Origin of the sequence: Roseburia porci, assembly GCF_009695765.1 — a bacterium.
GTDB classification, from domain to species: Bacteria; Bacillota; Clostridia; order Lachnospirales; family Lachnospiraceae; genus Roseburia; species Roseburia porci.
On the sequence record NZ_VUNI01000001.1, the window covers coordinates 202,640 to 224,870 of the forward strand.

A 22,231-nucleotide genomic window follows, 5' to 3' on the forward strand; every position below is an offset into this window, starting at 1 on the left:
GTATGGGAAAGATGTTTGGCTTTTATTTTGTTGCTTTTATAAAGTCAGCCATCATATTTTCACCATAACATTCTTCGAGAGTTTCGTAAGTGTTAGGCATATAGCGCACAGAAAACTCGCTGACATAATCGTAATATTCGTTGGACTCTTTTTTAACACCAGAACATTCAAAAACATATGCAGATACGGAATAATCTTTAAATTTCCATCCGATGCAGTATGATGCAACATTTACGTTGTTGTCGTTCGTTTCCGGATGCTTTAATTTCTCCAGATAGTCACTTACCGTTTTATCGTCACCTTTAAAGAACCATATATAGTTTGGCGCACCGAATTCATCATATAATTCGCGGATGCAGACATCTTCTTTTTTCTCAAGGTTGAGTGCGTTCTTTTTCTTAAGTCCTTCCTCATCGGTAAGTCCAAAGGTGTCATAATCCGGATATCTTTCTTCAATATACCACAGACCCTGATCAAGAGCTTCTTTTAAGGTACGCTCGGTTTCGCCCTCTTTGTTATAGTAGAGAGAGTGGACCAGGGTACCATTTGTTGTTGAAGTAGTGTCTTCTGTATATAACGGTTCAGTTGATTCGCGGGAATCGGATTTGGTGTTTTCTGCAATTTTTTGAGAGAAAGGCTCTGTTAAGAATCCACCCTCCTCTGATTTTTCACCAGAACTTACCTGATAGTTCATAAGATTATTAAGGTCGATCGGCAGTGTCTGCCGGTCTGAAAACAGCTGCGCATTTCCTGAATCTGGGAGTACGTCATCGGAAGAGGTCTCCATATTCAGAATCAGTGATAGGTTTCTGTCATCATCCTTTGATTCAGTTTCTTCAGATTCGGATTCTTCGGCCTGATCTTTGCCGGAACTAACGGATTCTTTTGAGGAATCTTTTGGTGTGGCTGTTTTTTCTGAGTTACCACAGGCTGCCAGACTGAGAGTTAAGGTAACACACAGTATTGTACATAATAATTTTCTTTTCATAACAATCTCCTTTTTACAAACATAGACATAAGCGTATAGAATTATGAAAAAAATTACAATAAGACTTTGGTACTGAATAAGAAATTGCAAAATATTGTTTCCAAAAAGATGATAGTCTGTTATAATAAGTGAAGAAAATTACCGAGGAGGCATATACATGGCTGATAGTAGAAAGACTTTTAAGATAAAAGAAGATCATTTAGGCGAAGTTAAGATTGCAGACGAAGTAGTGGCTATCATTGCAGGACTTGCAGCAACAGAAGTAGAAGGCGTAAGTTCTATGGCTGGTAACATCACAAATGAGATTGTCAGCAAGCTTGGAATGAAGAATCTCTCCAAGGGGATTTTTGTAGAAGTGCTTGACAATGAGGTGAAAGTTGACGTAGCAATCAATATTGCATACGGATACAGTATTCCGGAAGTTTCCAAGAAAGTTCAGGATCGTGTCAAGAGCGCAATTGAGAATATGACAGGACTCAATGTTGCTGTTGTGAATGTACGTATTGCAACGGTCGACATGAGCAGCGATAAATAGTGCTTTTTTATTATCTGGAATTGTAGTATAATTAAGGATGTCTTATAGACATCCTTAATTTTTTCGAATACAATTCAGAGTTTATTTTATAGACAGAGAGGAATCAGTTATGACCAGAAGAGAACAGAGAGAGAATGTATTTAAAATATTATTTCGTGCAGAATTTCATCCATCGGAGGAAATGAAAGACCAGATTTCCGGTATTTCGGATGAGATCGAGAATATGTCAGAGAAAGAACAGACATATATTACAGGCAAATGTGAAGATATTCTTGGACATCTGACCGAGATTGACAATGCCATCAATGAAGTGACAAAGGGCTGGAAGACGACCCGTATGGGTAAGGTAGATCTCAGCCTGATCCGTCTTGCAGTTTATGAGATCCGCTATGAGGAGGATATTCCGACAAAAGTAGCGATCAATGAAGCAATTGAGCTTGCCAAGAAGTATGGAACCGATGAGTCTCCTGCATTTATCAATGGTGTGCTGGCTAAATTTGCATGAATAAGAACGTTTATTCCGTAGGACAGGTAAATAATTACATTAAGAATATGTTTGCCCAGGATTTTATGCTGCATCATATCAGCATAAAGGGAGAGGTGTCGAATTGCAAATACCATTCCACCGGGCATATTTATTTTACGATCAAAGATGCCCAGGGCACTATGAATGCGATTATGTTTGCAGGAAACCGGCGTGGACTGAAGTTCACAATGAAAGAGGGCGACAAGGTGATCGTGACAGGTTCGGTCGAAGTGTATGAGCGTGATGGCAAATATCAGATCTATGCGAGGGAGATCGAACTGGATGGTGCGGGGAATTTATATTTAAAGTTTGAAGCACTGAAACGGGAACTTGAGGAGATGGGAATGTTTGCACAGGAGTACAAACTTCCAATTCCAAAATATATCCGCACACTTGGAATTGTGACGGCTCCGACAGGTGCAGCGATTCAGGATATCCGCAATATTGCATCGAGAAGGAATCCAGGAGTTCAGTTGATTTTGTACCCTGCGCTTGTTCAGGGAGACGGAGCAGCAGAAAGCATTGTAAATGGAATTCGTGCGTTAGAACAGTTGGGCGTTGACACGATCATAGTTGGACGTGGAGGTGGATCAATTGAAGATCTCTGGGCATTTAATGAAGAGATTGTTGCACGGGCGATATTCGAATGCCGCATACCGGTGATCTCAGCAGTTGGTCATGAAACAGATTGGACAATTGCAGATTTTGTGGCAGATCTTAGAGCACCAACTCCGTCGGCTGCTGCGGAACTGGCAGTGTTTGACAGAAAACAGGCAGCTGCAGAGATCCAGTCCCAAAAGCAGCGTATGGAGCAGCTTCTGCGACAGAAAATTGCATTTTCAAGACAGAAACTGTTACATGATCAGACAAGATTACGTTATCTGAGTCCGATGAATCAGCTGAATGAGAAACGCAGACGTACACTGGAGTATGAGGAAAAGCTGTCTGCGCAAATGGAGCGCCAGATCAAAGATAAGAAACACAAGCTGATGCTTCTTGCGGGAACATTGGATGCGTATTCGCCAATGAAAAAGCTGGGAAACGGTTATGCTTATGTGGAAGGACCGGAAGGAAAAGCCCTGCTTCACAGCGATGATGTGAAAACATCGGATGCGATTGCGGTACATTTGCTGGATGGAACCGTGAAAGCCGTAGTTTCGGAGGTTGTTAAGAATGAGTGAAGAGAATAAGATGACACTGGAAGAACGTTTTGAATGTCTGGAAGACATTCTTGAGAAAATGGAAGAAAGCGGTGTGACATTGGATCAGTCATTTGAATTATATAAATCAGGTGTTGAGCAGGTGAAGGCATGTAATGCAATGCTGGATCAGATGGAAAAGGCAATGCTTGTTCTGAATGAGGATGGAGAACTGGAGGAATTCTAATGGATATCGAACAGAAAATTGCAACAAGGGTAACGCATATTGAAGAGATCATCAGACAGTATCTTCCAAAAGAAGAAGGATTTCAAAAGACCATTCTCGAAGCGATGAATTACAGCATTCTTGCAGGTGGAAAAAGACTTCGTCCGATGATGATGGAAGAAACGTACCATATGTTTGGCGGAACATCCAGAGTGATCGAGCCGTTTATGGCAGCGATCGAGATGATCCACACATATTCGCTGGTTCACGATGATCTTCCTGCAATGGACAATGATGAATACCGCAGAGGAAAGAAGACGACGCATGCGGTATATGGAGAAGCCATGGGAATCCTTGCAGGAGATGCACTTTTAAATTATGCATTTGAAACTGCAACACTGGCATTTGAAATAGAACCTGGGAATCCGGCTGTTGGACGCGCACTTCGCAAGCTTGCAGTCAAATCTGGAATTTACGGTATGGTCGGCGGCCAGGTTGTGGATGTGGAATCGGAAAAGAAACCGGATGAGACGATCACCCGGGAAAAACTGAATTTTATTTACCACCTGAAGACAGGTGCTTTGATGGAAGCAGCAATGAGTGTCGGAGCTATTCTTGCAGGTGCTTCGGAAGAAGAAGCAGCAAGATTAGAAGAGGTTGCTGCCAGGGTTGGACTTGCGTTTCAGATTCAGGATGACATTCTGGATGTAACAAGTACATTAGAGGTGCTTGGCAAGCCAATTGGAAGCGATGAGAAGAACAATAAGGCAACTTACGTTACTTTTGAAGGAATCGAGAAGTCCAAAGAAGATGTGAAGAAACTTTCAGAGGAAGCGGTGGAGGCACTTTCTTCGTTCCAGAAGAAAGATGAATTTTTACAGGAATTGTTCATCTATCTGATCCATCGCAATAAATAAAGAGGACATTACCATGAGGTATTGGATATGGTATTAGATAAAATTCAAAAAGAAAATGATATAAAGAAGCTGACAACTGAAGAATTAGATCAGCTGCGGCGGGAGATCCGGGCTTTTTTAATAAAAAGCATTTCGAAGACTGGAGGTCATCTTGCATCCAATCTTGGTGTTGTGGAGCTTACCATGGCCCTGCATTTATCATTTGATCTTCCGAAGGACAAGATTATCTGGGATGTCGGACATCAGTCTTATACACATAAAATACTAACAGGGCGCAAAGAAGGCTTTGAAAATTTAAGACAATACGGTGGAATGAGCGGCTTTCCAAAGACCTGTGAGAGCCCATGTGACTGTTTTAACACCGGCCACAGTTCCACTTCTATTTCAGCCGGACTTGGTCTTGCAGCGGCAAGGGACATTACAGGAGAAGATTACTCGGTTGTGTCCGTGATCGGAGATGGATCCCTGACAGGTGGAATGGCATATGAAGCAATGAATAATGCAGCATTGCTGAAATCCAACTTCATTATTGTATTGAATGACAATAACATGTCGATTTCCGAAAATGTTGGTGGAATGAGCAAGTATCTTGGAGAGTTCAGAACCGCAGATGCATATCGTGATCTGAAAAACGGCATTATGAATTCCTTAAATAAGATTCCGGTGTATGGAGAACGTGTTGTAAAACGGATTCGCAGGACAAAGAGCGGAATCAAACAGCTGTTCATTCCTGGAATGTTATTTGAAGAAATGGGGCTTATTTATCTTGGACCCGTAGATGGAAATGATATCCAGGCGATGTGCAAGACTTTTGCCGAAGCAAAACGTGTCGACGGTGCAGTGATCGTGCATGTGCTTACGAAGAAGGGCGCCGGATATTCACCAGCAGAAAGACATCCGGCAAGATTTCACGGGGCAGAGCCATTTGACATTGCAACAGGACTTCCTTCCAAACCAAGAACAAAAGCCAATTATACGGATATTTTTTCAACGGTTATGAAGAAGATGGGAGAAAGAGATCCGAAGGTTGTTGCAATCACAGCAGCGATGGCAGACGGAACCGGACTAAAACGTTTCCACAATGTGTATCCGGAACGTTTCTTTGATGTGGGCATTGCAGAACAGCATGCGGTTACATTTGCAGCCGGTCTCGCAAAAGCTGGCCTAAAACCGGTTTTTGCGGTGTATTCGTCTTTCCTTCAGAGAGCGTACGATCAGATATTGCATGATGTGTGTATTCAGAATCTTCCGGTCGTTTTTGCAATTGACCGGGCTGGCTTAGTTGGAAGTGACGGAGAAACGCATCAGGGAATCTTTGATCTGTCTTATCTGTCGACGATACCGAATATGACGGTGATGGCTCCGAAAAATAAATGGGAATTATCTGATATGATAAAATATGCAATTGCATTTGACGCTCCGATTGCAGTACGGTATCCGCGTGGCGAGGCTTATGACGGACTGCGTGATTACAGAGCACCGGTCGCTTATGGCCGGAGTGAGATTATCTATCTGGAGAAGGGCGTGGTTCTTTTCGCACTCGGAAATATGGTCAGGATTGCGGAACAGGTTCGAAACAGACTGAAAGAGCAGGGTGTTTCATGTACTTTAATCAATGCAAGGTTTGCAATGCCGTTTGACCGGGAGTGTATCCGTGAGATGGCAGAAAAACATTCCATTTTTGTGACGATGGAAGAAAATGTAAGAAGCGGCGGATTTGGAGAGCATGTGGAAAGCTTTATTCTGGAGGAAGAACTTCCAATGAATGTTGTAAATATTTCGATTCCTGACTGTTATGTCGAACATGGCAACGTAGAATTACTGAAACAGGAAGTTGGAATTGATGCGGACACCGTTTATCGCCGGGTCATGGACGAGATCAAGAAACAGGAGAACGAAGAAGTATGAAAGAACGTTTAGATATTTTATTAGTCAATCGCGGACTGGCGCCTTCCAGAGAGAAGGCGAAGACCATGATTATGGAAGGGAATGTATTTGTAAATAATAACCGTGAAGACAAAGCAGGATCAACATTTCCGGATGACTGTAAAATTGAGATCCACGGAACAACGTTAAAATATGTAAGCCGGGGTGGGCTGAAGTTAGAAAAGGCAATGACACACTTTGGCATTACACTGGAAGGCAAAGTATGTATGGATATCGGAGCTTCGACGGGGGGATTTACAGACTGTATGCTTCAGAATGGTGCGGTAAAAGTATATTCTGTAGATGTTGGATATGGACAGTTCGCCTGGAAACTGAGACAGGACCCAAGAGTCGTGTGTATGGAGAAGACAAATATCCGTTATGTGACACCGGAAGATATCGATGATAAACTCGATTTTGCTTCCGTGGATGTTTCTTTTATATCGCTGACAAAAGTGCTTGGACCAGCAAGAGCACTTCTTACCGATCATGGACAGATGGTCTGCCTGATCAAACCTCAGTTTGAAGCCGGAAGAGAGAAGGTTGGAAAGAAAGGGGTAGTCAGAGACAAGAAGGTTCATGAGGAAGTAATCCAGAAGATTGAAGATTTTTGCCTTTCCAATGGATTTTCAATCCATAATCTGGAATATTCGCCGATTAAGGGACCGGAAGGAAACATTGAATATCTGATCTATATTGAGAAAGCTGACGAACCAGTGAAGGAGGAGTCCGTAGATCTGCATAAAGTGGTTGAAGCCGCACATGGAGAACTGGATAAATAATCATGCGCAATTTTGTACTGATCACAAATGAACATAAAGATGAAAATTTAAAATTGAGCAAAAAAATGGTGGATTATATTGTATCACATGGCGGACAGGCAAGGATTCTTGTCAGCAAGGTGGAGCGTGCCGATGAGGGTGATTTTGAAATTGACGAGATCCCGGAAGAGACCGAGTGCATTTTTGTTCTTGGCGGGGATGGAACGCTGATACGGGCCGCAACAAAAGTTGAGTCCAGACAGATCCCACTGATCGGCGTGAATCTCGGAACTCTGGGGTATTTATGCGAACTGGAAGAGTCAACGGTCATGAGTGCAATCGATCGTGTTATGCATGATGAATATATGATGGAAGAACGTATGATGCTGACGGGACACAAGTCCGGAGACAGCGATTGCAGGATGGCTTTGAATGACATTGTCATTCATCGGACCGGAGATCTTTCCATTCTGAGCCTTAATGTATATGTTAACGGAGAACTGCTGACAACTTATCATGCGGATGGTGTGATTGTTGCAACTCCGACCGGATCTACCGGGTATAACATGTCTGCCGGAGGACCGATCGTGGATCCGAAAGCGAAAATGCTTCTTTTGACACCGATCAATGCACATAATCTGAATTCCAAGAGTATTGTACTTGGAGCCGATGACGTGATCGAGATCGAGATAGGACCAAGAAGATCACAGAAGGATGAACGGGCGGGGGTCAGCTTTGATGGAGATTCCGTGGAAAAGCTTTGTGTGGGGGAAAGATTTGTAGTTTCCCAGGCTCACCACTTTACCAGAATATGCAAACTGAGTAACAAGAGTTTTTTGGAAATATTGCGTAAAAAAATGGAAACATATACATAGGAGGTACTATGAAAACAAGAAGACAATCCAAGATACTTGAACTGATTCAGAAGAATGACATTGAGACCCAGGAAGAATTATCAGCGTATCTGGTGAAAGAAGGATATAAGGTGACACAGGCGACGGTTTCCAGAGATATCCGAGAAATGAAGCTTACTAAGGTGGCACTCAGTAATGGAAGACAGAAATATGTTGCATTAAATGATGCGAGAGAGGATATGTCGGAGAAATATGTCCGCGTTTTCCGTGATGGATTTGTATCAATGGATATGGCACAGAATATTCTTGTGATCAAAACCGTGTCCGGAATGGCAAGTGCTGTGTGTGCAGCGATTGATGCAATGCAGATCCATGAGATTGTTGGTTCCATTGCAGGAGATGATACCATTATGTGTGCGATCCGAACAGTGGACGATACGGTTTCGATCATGAAAAAGCTTCGAAAAATTGTAGAACAGTAGTGGGATGATATGCGGCTGAATGCAGGCAGCATTTTTCGTAAAACGGTCATGAATTGGGAGAGTAGAAGGAGAGGCTATGTTACAAAATCTGCATGTTAAAAATCTTGCTTTAATTGATGAGACAGAGGTAGAATTTACCAATGGTCTGAACATTTTATCCGGAGAGACAGGGGCTGGTAAATCAATCATTATCGGTTCGATCAATCTTGCCCTTGGTGAGAAGGTGTCGAAAGAAATGTTGAGAGACAATGGAGAGACTGCATTTGTTGAACTGATCTTCCATGTGGAAAATGAGAATACGATTGCAAAATTAAAAGCACTGGATGTTGACCCGGAGGATGGAACTGTGATTTTAAGCCGTAAGATCACATCAGGAAGAGCCGTTGGTCGTGTGAATGGGGAAGCAGTATCGGTATCACGTATGAAGGAGATTGCTTCACTTTTGATTGATATTCATGGACAGCATGAACATCAGTCACTGTTATCCAAACGAAAACATTTAGAGATTCTGGATGCTTATGCCAAAGATGCGATTGGTGATAAAAAGGACAAGACCGCAGAGGCTTACCGCAGATATCGTGCCTTGAAGGATGAGTGGGAACATTCGAATGTGGATGCGGAAGAACGGAAAAGAGAACTTTCATTTCTGGAATACGAAGTAAAAGAGATCGAGGATGCTCAGCTTCATAATGGAGAAGATGAGGAACTGGAACAGCAGTATCGCCGGTTTTCCAATGGCAAGAAGATCATGGAAGGGGTAAACGGAGCCTATGCGATTACCGGAGGAGAGATGGAGAATGCCTCCGAAATGATCGGACGTGCAGTCCGGGAATTGTCGGCAGTTTCTTCTTATGATGAAGCGGTTGCAGGTCTCGAGGGGCAGCTTGCAGAAGTTGACAATCTGCTTAGTGACTTTAATCATGAGATTTCTTCCTATATTTCAGGTGCGGATTTCGATGATGAGGCGTTTTATCAGATTGAAAAAAGGCTGGATCTTATCAATCATCTCAAATCAAAATACGGTAACACAATTACAGAGATCTTAAATGAGTATGAGAAGAAACAAAAACGCATACAGGTGCTCAGTGATTATGATTCGTATCTTGCAGATATGGAGAGAGAACTAAAGAAAAGCAAAGAAGAACTTGAGCAGTTCTGCAGTGAATTATCTGAGATCAGAAAGAAAGAAGCGGTAACGCTCACGAAAGCGATTCGCAGAGCACTTCTGGATCTGAATTTTTTAGATGTTACGTTTGAGATGAAGTTTGACCGGACCGAGGACTATACGGCATCTGGATACGATGCTCCGGAGTTTTTGATCTCCACGAATCCAGGAGAAACGGTAAAACCGCTTGGAAAAGTAGTGTCCGGAGGAGAATTGTCACGTATTATGCTCGGAATCAAGACCGTTATGGCAGAAACCGATGAGATTGAGTCGTTGATTTTTGATGAGATCGACAGTGGAATCAGTGGACGGACGGCACAGATGGTTTCGGAAAAGATGAATCTGCTTGGAAAAAATCATCAGATTATCTGTATTACGCATTTGCCGCAGATCGCAGCAATGGCAGACAGCCATTATCTGATTGAAAAGTCTGTTGAAAACCAGTCAACACATTCCAGAATCCACAAGCTGGATCAGGAACAATCGGTAAAAGAACTTGCACGAATGCTTGGTGGCGTTGAAATTACCGATACCGTTATTCAAAATGCCCGTGAGATGAAAGAGATGGCACATCAGAAAAAAGTGGATTTATAAGAAATAAGAAAGAAGGAGTTACGAATGTCCGTAGCTCCTTTTTTGTGTGTATTTTTGTTACAAGTATTTACTGCTTAAGGAAAGCAGCATATTTCAAAATGAAATACAATACATGAAAAGTGCCGGAACATCGCATACTACCATAAAAAAGCGCTAAGAAATGGAGTGAAAGTATGCGTATGTGGGATCGAAGAGACCGTTGGAAAAGAAAAAAATTAAAAAGACAGATATTTTGCAATATGATAGGATTGTATTTGTGCGGAATCGTATATTTTGCCTACAGTACATTTATGCAGAAAATCCCGGATCACGTATATCTGGAAGAGGGAAGCAGACTGGATGACCAGTTTTCTTTTCCGTTCTCCATCGATCAGGTGTCAGAAGCGGAAGGGCAGGAGGAAGCGGTATCCTGCTGCAGACTGTTTGGAGTGTTTCCGGCCAAGGAAGTTACGGTTTCTGTAGTCCCAGAGACAAAATTATATGTATCGGGCAAGATTATAGGAATCTATGGGCAGACAAACGGTGTACTAGTCCTTGGGACGAGTTCCGTGGAAGCGGTAAACGGATTAAGCTATACGCCTGCAGAGAACAAAATTAATGCAGGGGATTACATTATTTCTGTCAATCAGAAGAAGGTAGAAAAAAAAGAAGAACTGATTAAATACCTGAATCAGTATGGCGCTGATCCGATCGATCTTGGAATTGTACGTGATGGAGAGTACATCGATGTGGGAGTGACACCAGTTCCGGCAGATGATGACCGCTATATGATCGGAGTGTGGGTCAAAGATGATATGGCAGGAATCGGGACAATGACATACTATTCACAGGACAAAGCCTTTGGAGCACTGGGGCATGGTGTCGGAGATGGAGAAAACGGAGCACTTTTATCACTCTCCGGTGGCAATATATACGGAACCCAGCTTACAGGAATCCAGAAAGGGGAAAAGGGCCAACCGGGAGAACTCGAAGGACTCATCTATTACAGCAATGATAACAAACTCGGTGCAGTGGACAGTAATTCGGATTTTGGCATTTTCGGTCAGCTTGAGGAAGAAGAGTTTTCAAAGGATGAACAGGGGGATTCGCTGTATGAGGTTGGTTATAAGCAGGATTTGAAAGAAGGTCCGGCACAGATTATTTCGAATCTGTCCGGAGAAAAAACTTCTTATAGTATTGAGATCACATCTGTGGATTATACAGCCTCTGAGACAAACCGTGGAATTACCTTTAAAGTTACCGATGAGAGCCTGCTCGAGCAGACCGGGGGAATTGTGCAGGGGATGAGTGGAAGTCCGATCATTCAGAACGGAAAGTTTATTGGCGCAGTGACACATGTATTTGTAAATGATCCAACGAAGGGATATGGGATCTTTGCAGAGACAATGTTGGAAGAAAAGTAAAATTTTTGTATAAAAATACATTTCTTTATTGAAAACTATTTACAAATATGAAAGGAAGTGGTAACATTCTAAGAAATGTATATAATTCATATCGCAATAGTAGGAAATAAGGAAAGGCGGAGCGGACTATGGCAAAGATTGCAAAACAATTAACAGAATTGATCGGAAACACTCCAATGCTTGAATTAACAAATTATGAGAAAGAACTTGGACTTCAGGCAAAGCTGATTGCAAAGCTGGAATATTTTAATCCGCTTGGAAGCGTAAAAGACCGTGTAGCAGCAGCCATGATCGAACAGGGAATCAAAGATGGACAGATCAACAGCCAGACGGTCATCATTGAACCGACCAGCGGCAATACCGGAATTGGTCTGGCTTTTGTAGCAGCGGCAAAAGGACTTCACCTGATACTGACAATGCCGGATACGATGAGTGTGGAAAGAAGAAAGATTGTAACTGCGCTTGGCGCAGAAATTGTACTGACACCGGGAAGAGAAGGCATGAAAGGTGCGATCGCAACCGCACAGAAATTAAAGGAAGAATACGGAAATGCATTTATTCCGCAGCAGTTCGAGAATGAAGCAAACCCGGAGATCCACAGAGTAACAACCGCTGAAGAAATCTGGAGAGATACGGATGGAAAAGTTGATATTTTTGTTTCTTCTGTAGGAACCGGAGGAACCATTACTGGAACCGGTCAGGGACTGAAGGATAAGAACCCGGATATTCAGGTGGTTGCCGTAGAACCGGCAAGCTCGGCAGTATTGTCCGGTGGTAAGCCTGGACCACATAAAATACAGGGAATTGGAGCCGGATTTATTCCAAAGGTGCTCCGAAGGGAACTTTTAGATGAGATCATTCCGGTTGAGAATGAAGCTGCATTTGAACTGGCAAGAAAGGTTGCAAAAAGTGATGGACTTTTAGTTGGAATTTCATCCGGAGCTGCTTTGTATGCAGCGACAGAACTGGCAAAGAGACCAGAAAATGCAGGAAAGAATATTGTGGTTCTTTTACCGGATACAGGAGAACGTTATTTGTCTACTCCATTGTTTACGGTATAACAGGCATAAGGGATTGACTATGAAAAGAAGATATCTGATCGTTGGACTCATCGCAGTGATGTGCTTGATCACTGGATGCGGCAGAGGGCAGGGAGACGGAACGATTACAATCACGAACGTTTCCTATGACCCGACGAGAGAGTTCTATGAGAAATACAATGAAATATTTGAACAATATTATCTGGATACATATGGCGAAAAAGTAAACGTAATACAGTCACACGGTGGTTCGGGCAGTCAGGCGAGATCTGTTGTAGAAGGATGTAACGCGGATGTTGTTACACTTGCTCTGGAACATGATATTGATCTGATCGCAAATACAGGGCTGATCGATGACGGATGGGTGGATGAATTCCCGAATGATTCCGCACCGTATACATCAACGATCGTGTTTCTTGTCCGGAAAGGCAATCCAAAGGCAATTGCTGACTGGGATGATCTGGTCAAAGACGGCGTGGATGTCATTACACCAGATCCGAAAAGCAGTGGTGGAGCGTGCTGGAATTTTCTGGCAGCCTACAGCTATGCAAAAGAGAACTTTCAGGATGAAAAATCACAGAAGAATTTTATGAAGAAACTTTATTCCAATGTGACGGTTATGGATTCCGGAGCAAGAGGGTCTACAACAACATTTGTAGAAAACGGACAGGGAGATGTCCTGATTGCCTGGGAGAATGAAGCACTTGCAACACTTCAGTCGTATCCGGGACAGTATGAACTGGTCAATCCTTCGGTAAGCATTCTGGCACAGCCGAGTGTGGCAGTTGTGGATGACAATGCAAGAAGTAATGGAACAGAAGAGGTCAGTGAGCGCTATCTGGATTATTTATACAGTGAAGATGCACAGCGGCTGATCGGAGAAAGCGGATACCGCCCGACGGATGAAAATATTTTAAACGAGTTTTCTGATAAATTTGATCTTTCCATATCCATGTGGTCCATTGCGGATTATGGTGGATGGGAGAAAGCATATCAGGATTTCTTCGATGATGGCGCGATGTTTGATGAAATATATAATTAAAAGAAAGGGATAAAGAGATGGATGATACGGTAAAAAATATGGCAAAATCGAAAAATACCAGGGTGATTCCGGGATATCATCTTACTCTTGGAATTGTGGTCACAATGCTTTCGGTTATCGTATTGATTCCTCTGGCTTCCGTTTTTATGTATTCCATCCGGATATCTCCACGTGAGTTTTTGGAACTGATCACCAAAGAAAATGTCCGGAATGCATTTGTTACAAGTATTGGAAGTTCTTTTCTGGCAGCTGTTTTTAATACTGTTTTTGGTCTTATCGTAGCATGGACACTGGTGAAATATGAGTTTCCGGGGAAATGGCTTCTGGACGGACTGATCGAGCTTCCGTTTGCACTTCCGACAGCAGTTGCCGGAATTACTTTGTCAAAACTGTATTCCGACAGTGGATTTTTTGGAAAAGCACTTGCAAAAGCCGGTATCCATGTTGCGTATACACAGACAGGAATTGTGATTGCACTTATCTTTGTCGGACTTCCATTTGTGATCCGTGCGGTACAGCCGGTTCTTGAAAAAATGGATGGACAGTATGAGGAAGCGGCATTTATGCTGGGAGCCAGTCCGAAAAAAACATTTTTTAAAGTGATACTTCCGGAACTCAGACCGGCTCTTTTGACAGGATTCGGGCTTGCTTTTGCAAGAGGAATCGGAGAATATGGAAGTGTAATTTACATATCGGGAAACAGTGCCAAAAACCATACACAGGTAGTTTCCTACGTAATCATGCAGAAACTGAGTTATATTGATTATGCCAGTGCAACCGCGATCGCGCTTGTCATGCTGGTAATATCTTTCGTACTTTTATTATTCGTAAACATTGTACAAATGAAACAGTCACAGAGAACAAATCTTTTATAGTGGAGAAAACAGCAATGAGTGAACAGCAGAAAATGGAAAAAAGTAAAAAAAGAACAAAGATCTGCCTGATTACGATTACAGTGGCGTTTCTGGTACTTATGCTTGTAGTGCCGCTTGTATCAGTGCTTGCAAGTTCCCTGAGAGAAGGCTTTGGATTTTATATTCAGGCGATCACAACGGAATATGTACGATCAGCACTTAAGGTGACAATCCTTGCGACTGTGATCGCAGTGCTCATCAATACGTTTTTTGGAATCTGTGCTGCATGGCTGCTTACAAGGTTCTCGTTTAAAGGAAAACAGGTCCTTGCAACACTCATTGATATTCCGTTTTCTATTTCACCGGTTATCGTTGGTCTTGCGTATCTGATGACATTTGGCCGTCTTGGCTGGTTCTATCCGGTCATAAGAGCATTTAATCAGTTTTTTGGAACGAACATCCGTATTACATTTGCGATTCCTGGTGTCGTGCTTGCCACAGTTTTTGTGACATTTCCTTATGTATCAAGAGAAATCATACCGGTTCTGAATGCAGAAGGAAAAGATGAAGAGGAAGCGGCAGCGCTCATGGGAGCTGGTGGATTTACCATCTTTAGAAAGATCACACTTCCTCAGATGAAATGGAGCCTAATCTATGGAATCATTCTTTGTACGGCAAGAGCGTTAGGAGAATTTGGTGCGGTCAATGCACTTTCCAAGACAAGAGGAGAGACATTTACACTGCCACTCGAAATCGACGCACTGTATATGTCCGGAACAGAAACTTCGATCACAGCAGCATTTGCGGTATCATCCATTCTTGTAATCATCGCACTTATCATTTTGTTTGCAAGAAACTTTATTGAACACCGCTATAAAAATAAAAATTAACGCACAGGGAGGAAAAACAATGTATGTTGAAATGAAAAATATCTACAAAAAATACGGCGACTTCCTGGCGTCTGACAATGTCAGCTTCGGAGTTGAAAAAGGAAAACTTGTTGCACTTCTCGGACCGTCCGGAAGCGGAAAAACGACGCTTCTTCGAATGATCGCCGGGTTAGAGACTCCAAATTCCGGTGATATCTATATTGATGGAAAGCGGGTTAACGATATACCGGCAGCAAAAAGAGGAATTGGTTTTGTATTTCAGAATTATGCATTATTCCGTTATATGACAGTGTATGATAATATAGCATTTGGACTGGAACTTCAGAAGATGCCAAAAAAAGAGATAAAAAAACGTGTGACAGAGCTTTTGGAGATGACAGGGCTGTCCGGCATGGAAAAAAGATATCCGAATCAGTTGTCCGGAGGTCAGCGGCAAAGAGTTGCGTTTGCAAGGGCACTTGCTCCGAAGCCGCAGGTACTGCTTTTGGATGAACCGTTTGCAGCGATTGATGCAAAGGTAAGAACGGAACTTCGTACCTGGTTAAAAGAGATGGTGGAAAAGCTTGGAATTACCAGCATTTTTGTGACACATGACCAGGATGAAGCGGTCGAAGTTGCGGATGAGATCATCATCACCAACCATGGCACGATCGAACAGATGGGGACACCGCTTGAAATATATAAGACTCCGGATACTCCGTTTGTTGCCCAGTTTATTGGTCATTCTTCGGTTGTAGAAGAATATGACAGATTAAAAGGATTTGAGAGAATCGAAAATGCAGACCGGGCAGTCATCCGACCGGAATTTATCAAAATATCGAAAAGTGGCAATCTGAACCGCTACATGAGCGCGGCAGAAGAAGGAGTTGTTACAGACGTTGTATTTCGTGGAAACCGGATGGATGTCACAGTGAACATTAACGGCATTGAAGTTGTCGGGGAACGGTCACTGGAAAAAGATCTGATCGAAGTCGGAGAGACCGTTCATGTGTTAATCTACCGTTTGTACATATTTGACGACCATAAGACATATCTGATGGAAAACGGAGAGATGCAGGAAGAGGATGTATTCTATATTTAGAAAATGAGGAAGAAAATGATGCAGATAGAGAAAAGACAAATACTTCACACAGACATACTGATCATTGGCGGTGGAACAGCAGGCTGTTATGCAGCACTTACGATACGGGAGCATTCCGATTATTCCATAATCATTGCAGAAAAAGCCAATATTAAGAGAAGCGGATGCCTGGCTGCCGGTGTAAATGCGATCAATGCTTATATTGTAAAAGGAAACAAACCAGAGGATTATGTAAATTATGCCAAAAAAGATGCCGATGGAATCGTAAGAGAAGATCTGCTTATGACAATGTCTGAGGGACTGAACCGTGTAACCGATAAAATGGAGAAGCTTGGACTTGTCATTTTAAAAGATGAAAACGGAGAATATGTAGCCAGAGGAAACCGGAATATAAAGATCAACGGAGAAAATATGAAACCGCTTCTTGCCGATGCTGTTTCTAAGCTTCCGGATGTTACGGTATTAAACCGGATTAATATCACAGATTACATTGTGGAAGACAATGTGATCCGGGGAGCGTATGGATTTTCCATTGAGGATGCATGTGCTTATGAGATCCGGGCAAGAAAGGTATTGTGTGCAACCGGTGGGGCTGCTGGCTTATACCGCCCGAACAATCCTGGATTTTCCAGACATAAGATGTGGTATCCGCCATTTAATACCGGAGCTGGATATGCAATGGGAATCAAAAGTGGAGCTGAGATGACGACTTTTGAAATGCGTTTTATCGCACTGCGCTGTAAAGACACGATTGCGCCGACCGGAACAATCGCACAGGGAGTTGGAGCAAAGCAGGTAAATGCTAAAGGAGAAGTATATGAGAACAAATATGGTCTTACAACTTCGGAACGTGTTTATGGAACGGTGATGGAGAATCTGCAGGGAAGAGGTCCTTGTTATCTTCGAACAGAAGGCATCAGCAAAGAACAGGATGAATCGTTAAGAAAAGCATATCTGAATATGGCACCAAGCCAGACACTTAAATGGGTGGAGGCAGGCAGGAATCCAAGCCAGCAGAATGTCGAAATCGAAGGAACAGAACCATATATTGTTGGTGGACACACCGCCAGTGGTTACTGGGTTGATACAAACAGACAGACCACGATCCATGGCCTGTATGCAGCAGGAGATGTTGCCGGAGGATGCCCTCAGAAGTATGTGACAGGTGCAATGGTGGAAGGTGAGATCGCAGCACTTGATATGATCCGTCATCTGAAGAAAGAGGCAGATGAGCCACAGAAAGAGGAAAAAGAGGCATTCGATAAAAAGATTGCGGAATATGATCATTTCCTGAGCAATCAGAGCGGAATGTTTACAACAGAAGCGCTCGAAGAGGCAATGCAGAAGGTGATGGATAATTATGCTGGTGGAATATCCACACATTACCAGTTTAATGAGAAACAGCTGGAGCTTGCAAAAGAGAAGATCACACAGCTAACTGCACTTGTGGATGAGCTGCATGCCGAAGATATGCATGAGCTGATGTTTATTTATGAATTAAAAGAAAGACTGACTGTGTGCCTGTCGGTAATTGCCCATCTGGGGGCAAGAAAAGAGACCAGATGGCACAGCTTTGCAGAGAATCTGGATTATCCAGAGAAAAGCGATGCATGGATGAAATATGTGAATTCCAGATATACAGATGGAAAACTTCAGATCATCTACCGGGATCTGGTAGGAAGGGAGGAACATTATGAGCATCATAATTAATCCGGAAAAATGTAAAGGATGCGGACTTTGTACGGATGTATGTCCGGGAAGCCTGATCGCACAAAAAGATCATGGAACCGCATATATCAAATATCCGAAAGACTGCTGGGGCTGCGCTTCCTGCATCAAAGAATGCCACTTTGGAGCGATTGCACTGTATCTTGGAGCAGATATTGGAGGAATGGGAAGTCAGATGACCGTAAGTGCAACAGAAGATACGCTGACCTGGAACATCCAGAAAAGAGATGGAACAAAGGATCAGATCATTATAAATAAAAAAGAATCCAACAAATATTAGAGAAAAGGATGGTAACAAACATGGGTGAATTATCACATCTTGATGAACTGGAAGCAGAAGCAATCTATATAATCCGTGAAGTAGCTGCTGAATGTGAAAAGCCGGTAATGCTTTATTCAATCGGAAAGGACAGTTCCGTTATGCTTCATCTTGCGATGAAAGCATTCTATCCGGAAAAGCCGCCATTTCCATTTTTACATGTGAATACAACATGGAAGTTTCATGAAATGATCGAATTCCGTGACCGTGTTGCGAAAGAAATGGGAATTGAAATGATCGAATATATCAATGAGGAAGGGGTAAAAGCCGGAATCAATCCGTTTGATCACGGATCAGCATATACAGACATTATGAAAACACAGGCATTAAAACAGGCACTGGACAAATATGGATTTACGGCGGCCTTTGGTGGTGGTCGAAGAGACGAGGAGAAATCAAGAGCCAAAGAGCGAATTTTCTCTTTCCGTAATGAGAACCATGCATGGGACCCGAAAAAACAGAGACCGGAAATGTGGAAACTTTATAACTCCAAGATCCAGAAGAATCAGGAAGTCCGTGTATTCCCATTATCAAACTGGACCGAGAAGGATATCTGGCAGTACATAAAAAGAGAAAATATTGAGATCCCGTCTCTGTATTTTGCAAAAGTAAGACCGGTGGTATACCGTGATGGAAATATCATTATGGTGGATGATGACCGTATGAAGCTTCGTCCGGGCGAAAAGATCGAGATGAAGAGTGTACGTTTTAGAACACTTGGATGTTACCCGCTGACTGGTGGATGCGAGTCAACCGCGGATACGCTCGATGCAATCATTGAAGAAACTTTAAGTGCAGTTTCCTCAGAGCGTACGACCAGAGTTATTGATAATGAGGCAGCAGGAAGCATGGAACGAAGAAAGAGAGAGGGGTATTTTTAAAGATGAGTGGATTATTAAAATTTATCACATGCGGAAGTGTGGATGACGGAAAATCAACCCTGATCGGTCATATTTTATATGATTCCAAGCTGCTTTATGCAGATCAGGAAAAGGCACTTGAATTAGACAGTAAAGTGGGAAGCCGTGGCGGTGCGATCGATTATTCACTGCTTTTAGATGGTCTGATGGCAGAAAGAGAGCAGGGAATCACAATTGATGTTGCGTACCGTTACTTTACGACAGATAAGAGAAGCTTTATCGTTGCAGATACACCGGGACATGAAGAATATACAAGAAACATGGCCGTTGGAGCATCATTTGCAGATCTTGCAGTAATCTTGATCGATGCAAAACAGGGTGTGCTTGTTCAGACAAGAAGACATGCGAGAATCTGTGCACTTATGGGAATCCGGTATTTTGTTTTTGCGGTAAATAAGATGGATCTGGTTGGATATGACGAAAAGCGCTTCCGTGAAATTGAAGCACAGATCCGTGAACTTGCAGGAGAGTTATCGTTATCCAATGTTACGATCATTCCGGTATCTGCAACAGAGGGTGACAATGTAACGAAGAAATCAGAGAATATTCCATGGTATACAGGAAAAGCTTTACTTCCTTATCTGGAGGACATTGATATTACAGAGGAAAACGAAGAGGAAGGCTTTTACATGCCGGTACAGAGAGTATGTCGTCCGGATCATACCTTCCGTGGTTTCCAGGGACAGATCGAGGCTGGTACGATCAAAGTTGGAGATGAGATCACAACACTTCCAAGTAATGAGACTGCAAAAGTCAAGCTGATCTATGTCGGAGATAAAGAAAGTACAGAAGCCAAAAAAGGACAGCCTGTGACAATTCAGCTGAACCGTGAGGTGGATGTATCCAGAGGATGCGTGCTTACGGTTGCTTCGGGAGCAAAGGTTGCATCATCGATTACTGCAACACTGCTCTGGATGGATGATGAAGAACTGTATAAGGGAAAGAACTTCTTCTTTAAACTCGGAACCAAGACGATTCCTGGAATTGTTACCGATATTCTCTATGCGATCGATGTGAATACAGGAGATAAGAAAACGGTTACAACTCTGAGTAAAAATGAAATCGCAGTATGTAAGATTTCATTTGCAGACAAGATCGTTGTAGATACCTTCCAGAACCATAAAACACTTGGAGAATTCATACTGATCGACCGTGTTACAGATATGACATCAGCCTGTGGTGTCGTTGATGAGGTACATGATGAGGAAACCGGACTTTATGAAGGAAGAGTTGACCGGAATGTCCGTGCTGCAATGAAAGGCCAGAAAGCAATTACAGCAGTATTTGTAGATGGACGAAATGGAGTAAACAGAGGATTTGCTGAGGATGTGGAAAAGGCCCTGAATCTGGATGGAAGACATACGTATCTGTATGCACCAAAGGAAGGCGAAGATTTTGTGACGGTTGCAGAACATCTGAACCGTGCAGGACTTGTGGTTCTTCTTCTCATTAGTCCAAAACAGGAGAAAATATTAACAGACAGCAAGATTGAATTCACAACAGACTGGAATACAGATGGCGCAGACGTAGAGGATGCAGCAAAATTCATCAAAAAACAGTCGGTATATGATGGTGCTACCGTAAATGGCAGTGAGTACATTTAATGGAGGAACCGGATGAGATTTAACACAGAACTTTTACATAGTGAGAAAATGGGAGACGAGGTGACAGGGGCAACCCTGACGCCGGTCTACCAGAGCAGTGCCTTTTATCAGACATCGGCAGAACAGCATGAAAAGCTGTTTCATAATAAAGCGAACGGATTTTCCTATACGAGGATCAACAATCCGACGATTGCAGCATTTGAGAACCGCATGACGAAGCTGGAGCATGGAATTTCATCCATTGCCTGTTCTTCAGGTATGGCAGCAATCACCAATGCACTGTTAAACATTGTACGGACAGGGGAAGAGATCATCGCAAGTACCAGCCTGTATGGAGGCTCCATAGATGTTTTCCATGATTTTGAAGCGTTTGGAATTCAGACAAAATTTGTGGATATCGCAGATGATAAGGCTGTGGAAGCAGCAATTACAGACAAGACCAGAGTAATCTTTGCAGAGACGATCGGTAATCCGAAACTCGATGTTGTGGATATTGCACATCTGGCTGAGCTTGCACATGCACATGGACTTCCACTTGTGATGGACAATACCGTGGCAACAGCCTATCTGGTAAGACCGATTGAACTCGGGGCGGATGTTGTTGTAAATTCAACATCCAAATATATCAATGGAAACAGCAACGCAATCAGTGGTGTGATTACAGATTCAGGAAAATTCAAATGGGATAAGACAAAGTATCCGGGAATGGCAGAATATGCAAAATTCGGACCGTTTGCATATACAGCAAAATTAAGAAACGGTCTGTTCCGGAATACAGGAGCCTGTATGGCTCCACAGACAGCATTTTATAATCTGATCGGTATGGAGACACTTGGACTTCGTATGGAGCGCGCATGCGCTAATGCAAAAAAACTGGCCGAGTTCTTGGACAGTTATGAGGATATTATGGTAAACTATCCAGGGATACCATCCAGTCCGTGGCATGAAGTCGCAGACAGAGTACTTGAGCGTGGATATGGCGCCATTCTCACAATCCGGGTGGGTTCCAAAGAACGCGCGTTTCAGATGATGAACCGCTTAAAAATCCCAAAGATTGTATCGAATATTGGCGATACGAAAACACTGATCATCCATCCGGAATCGACTTTGAATGCACACAGTACCGAACAGGAAAAAGAGGCAGCTGGTGTATTTGATGATCTGATCCGAATCAGCGTCGGAATTGAAGATGTAGAGGATCTTATCGAAGATTTTCGTTCTGCGATGGAATAATAAG

The 22,231-nt window shown here is 42.8% G+C and carries 22 protein-coding genes; 21 read left to right on the forward strand and 1 reads right to left on the reverse strand.

Going from position 1 to position 22,231, the window contains the following annotated elements; all coding sequences use genetic code 11:
* Positions 1–22: 22 nt before the first annotated feature.
* A complete protein-coding gene (locus FYJ75_RS01050; protein ID WP_154427951.1) occupies positions 23–988 on the reverse strand; it encodes a hypothetical protein in 966 nt (321 codons plus the stop codon).
* 157 nt (positions 989–1,145) lie between these two features.
* Here FYJ75_RS01050 and FYJ75_RS01055 point away from each other — a divergent pair, with 157 nt between their 5' ends.
* The 21 genes from FYJ75_RS01055 to FYJ75_RS01155 all read left to right on the forward strand — a co-directional run bounded on the left by FYJ75_RS01055 (position 1,146) and on the right by FYJ75_RS01155 (position 22,227).
* On the forward strand, positions 1,146–1,523 hold the full coding sequence (locus tag FYJ75_RS01055; protein WP_154427953.1) for an Asp23/Gls24 family envelope stress response protein: 378 nt from the start codon (positions 1,146–1,148) through the stop codon (positions 1,521–1,523).
* A 109-nt stretch (positions 1,524–1,632) separates the two neighbouring features.
* On the forward strand, positions 1,633–2,028 hold the full coding sequence (gene nusB, locus FYJ75_RS01060) for a transcription antitermination factor NusB (protein ID WP_154427955.1): 396 nt from the start codon (positions 1,633–1,635) through the stop codon (positions 2,026–2,028).
* Positions 2,025–3,230, forward strand: a complete 1,206-nt coding sequence (xseA, locus tag FYJ75_RS01065; RefSeq protein ID WP_154427957.1) for an exodeoxyribonuclease VII large subunit — start codon at positions 2,025–2,027, stop codon at positions 3,228–3,230. The genes nusB and xseA overlap by 4 nt, the downstream gene beginning before the upstream one ends.
* Positions 3,223–3,435, forward strand: coding sequence for an exodeoxyribonuclease VII small subunit (gene xseB, locus FYJ75_RS01070; RefSeq protein WP_154427959.1), 213 nt, complete (start codon positions 3,223–3,225; stop codon positions 3,433–3,435). Before xseA ends, xseB begins: the two co-directional genes overlap by 8 nt.
* Complete coding sequence (locus FYJ75_RS01075; RefSeq protein ID WP_154427961.1) at positions 3,435–4,331, forward strand: polyprenyl synthetase family protein; 897 nt, start codon at positions 3,435–3,437, stop codon at positions 4,329–4,331. The genes xseB and FYJ75_RS01075 overlap by 1 nt, the downstream gene beginning before the upstream one ends.
* Positions 4,332–4,358: 27 nt before the next feature.
* Positions 4,359–6,239 (forward strand): 1-deoxy-D-xylulose-5-phosphate synthase, encoded by a 1,881-nt coding sequence (dxs, locus tag FYJ75_RS01080; RefSeq protein ID WP_154427963.1) that lies wholly within the window; start codon positions 4,359–4,361, stop codon positions 6,237–6,239.
* Positions 6,236–7,039 carry a TlyA family RNA methyltransferase gene (locus tag FYJ75_RS01085; protein WP_154427965.1) on the forward strand — a complete coding sequence of 268 codons (804 nt, stop codon included), beginning with the start codon at positions 6,236–6,238 and terminating at the stop codon, positions 7,037–7,039. Before dxs ends, FYJ75_RS01085 begins: the two co-directional genes overlap by 4 nt.
* A gap of 2 nt (positions 7,040–7,041) precedes the next feature.
* Positions 7,042–7,893, forward strand: a complete 852-nt coding sequence (locus FYJ75_RS01090) for an NAD(+)/NADH kinase (RefSeq protein WP_154427966.1) — start codon at positions 7,042–7,044, stop codon at positions 7,891–7,893.
* 8 nt (positions 7,894–7,901) lie between these two features.
* On the forward strand, positions 7,902–8,354 hold the full coding sequence (gene argR / locus FYJ75_RS01095) for an arginine repressor (protein ID WP_154427968.1): 453 nt from the start codon (positions 7,902–7,904) through the stop codon (positions 8,352–8,354).
* Between the two features lie 76 nt (positions 8,355–8,430).
* On the forward strand, positions 8,431–10,113 hold the full coding sequence (gene recN / locus FYJ75_RS01100; RefSeq protein ID WP_154427970.1) for a DNA repair protein RecN: 1,683 nt from the start codon (positions 8,431–8,433) through the stop codon (positions 10,111–10,113).
* 173 nt (positions 10,114–10,286) lie between these two features.
* Positions 10,287–11,516 carry a SpoIVB peptidase gene (gene spoIVB, locus FYJ75_RS01105; protein WP_154427972.1) on the forward strand — a complete coding sequence of 410 codons (1,230 nt, stop codon included), beginning with the start codon at positions 10,287–10,289 and terminating at the stop codon, positions 11,514–11,516.
* Between the two features lie 128 nt (positions 11,517–11,644).
* On the forward strand, positions 11,645–12,577 hold the full coding sequence (cysK, locus tag FYJ75_RS01110) for a cysteine synthase A (RefSeq protein WP_154427974.1): 933 nt from the start codon (positions 11,645–11,647) through the stop codon (positions 12,575–12,577).
* 19 nt (positions 12,578–12,596) lie between these two features.
* On the forward strand, positions 12,597–13,598 hold the full coding sequence (locus FYJ75_RS01115; RefSeq protein ID WP_154427976.1) for a sulfate ABC transporter substrate-binding protein: 1,002 nt from the start codon (positions 12,597–12,599) through the stop codon (positions 13,596–13,598).
* 17 nt (positions 13,599–13,615) lie between these two features.
* A complete protein-coding gene (cysT, locus tag FYJ75_RS01120) occupies positions 13,616–14,473 on the forward strand; it encodes a sulfate ABC transporter permease subunit CysT (protein WP_154427978.1) in 858 nt (285 codons plus the stop codon).
* Between the two features lie 14 nt (positions 14,474–14,487).
* Positions 14,488–15,342 carry a sulfate ABC transporter permease gene (locus tag FYJ75_RS01125; protein WP_154427980.1) on the forward strand — a complete coding sequence of 285 codons (855 nt, stop codon included), beginning with the start codon at positions 14,488–14,490 and terminating at the stop codon, positions 15,340–15,342.
* Positions 15,343–15,361: 19 nt separating this feature from the next.
* Entirely contained in the window at positions 15,362–16,423 is a 1,062-nt protein-coding gene (locus FYJ75_RS01130; protein WP_154427982.1) for an ABC transporter ATP-binding protein, read from the forward strand.
* Positions 16,424–16,441: 18 nt separating this feature from the next.
* Entirely contained in the window at positions 16,442–18,133 is a 1,692-nt protein-coding gene (locus tag FYJ75_RS01135) for an adenylyl-sulfate reductase subunit alpha (protein WP_154428058.1), read from the forward strand.
* Positions 18,117–18,431 carry a 4Fe-4S dicluster domain-containing protein gene (locus tag FYJ75_RS01140; protein WP_154427984.1) on the forward strand — a complete coding sequence of 105 codons (315 nt, stop codon included), beginning with the start codon at positions 18,117–18,119 and terminating at the stop codon, positions 18,429–18,431. Before FYJ75_RS01135 ends, FYJ75_RS01140 begins: the two co-directional genes overlap by 17 nt.
* Before the next feature lie 20 nt (positions 18,432–18,451).
* Complete coding sequence (gene cysD / locus FYJ75_RS01145) at positions 18,452–19,351, forward strand: sulfate adenylyltransferase subunit CysD (RefSeq protein ID WP_154427986.1); 900 nt, start codon at positions 18,452–18,454, stop codon at positions 19,349–19,351.
* Positions 19,352–19,353: 2 nt separating this feature from the next.
* Positions 19,354–20,994: a sulfate adenylyltransferase subunit 1 gene (locus FYJ75_RS01150; RefSeq protein WP_154427988.1), complete on the forward strand. Its 1,641-nt coding sequence runs from the start codon at positions 19,354–19,356 to the stop codon at positions 20,992–20,994.
* A gap of 12 nt (positions 20,995–21,006) precedes the next feature.
* Positions 21,007–22,227: an O-acetylhomoserine aminocarboxypropyltransferase/cysteine synthase family protein gene (locus FYJ75_RS01155; protein ID WP_154427990.1), complete on the forward strand. Its 1,221-nt coding sequence runs from the start codon at positions 21,007–21,009 to the stop codon at positions 22,225–22,227.
* Positions 22,228–22,231 lie beyond the last annotated feature (4 nt).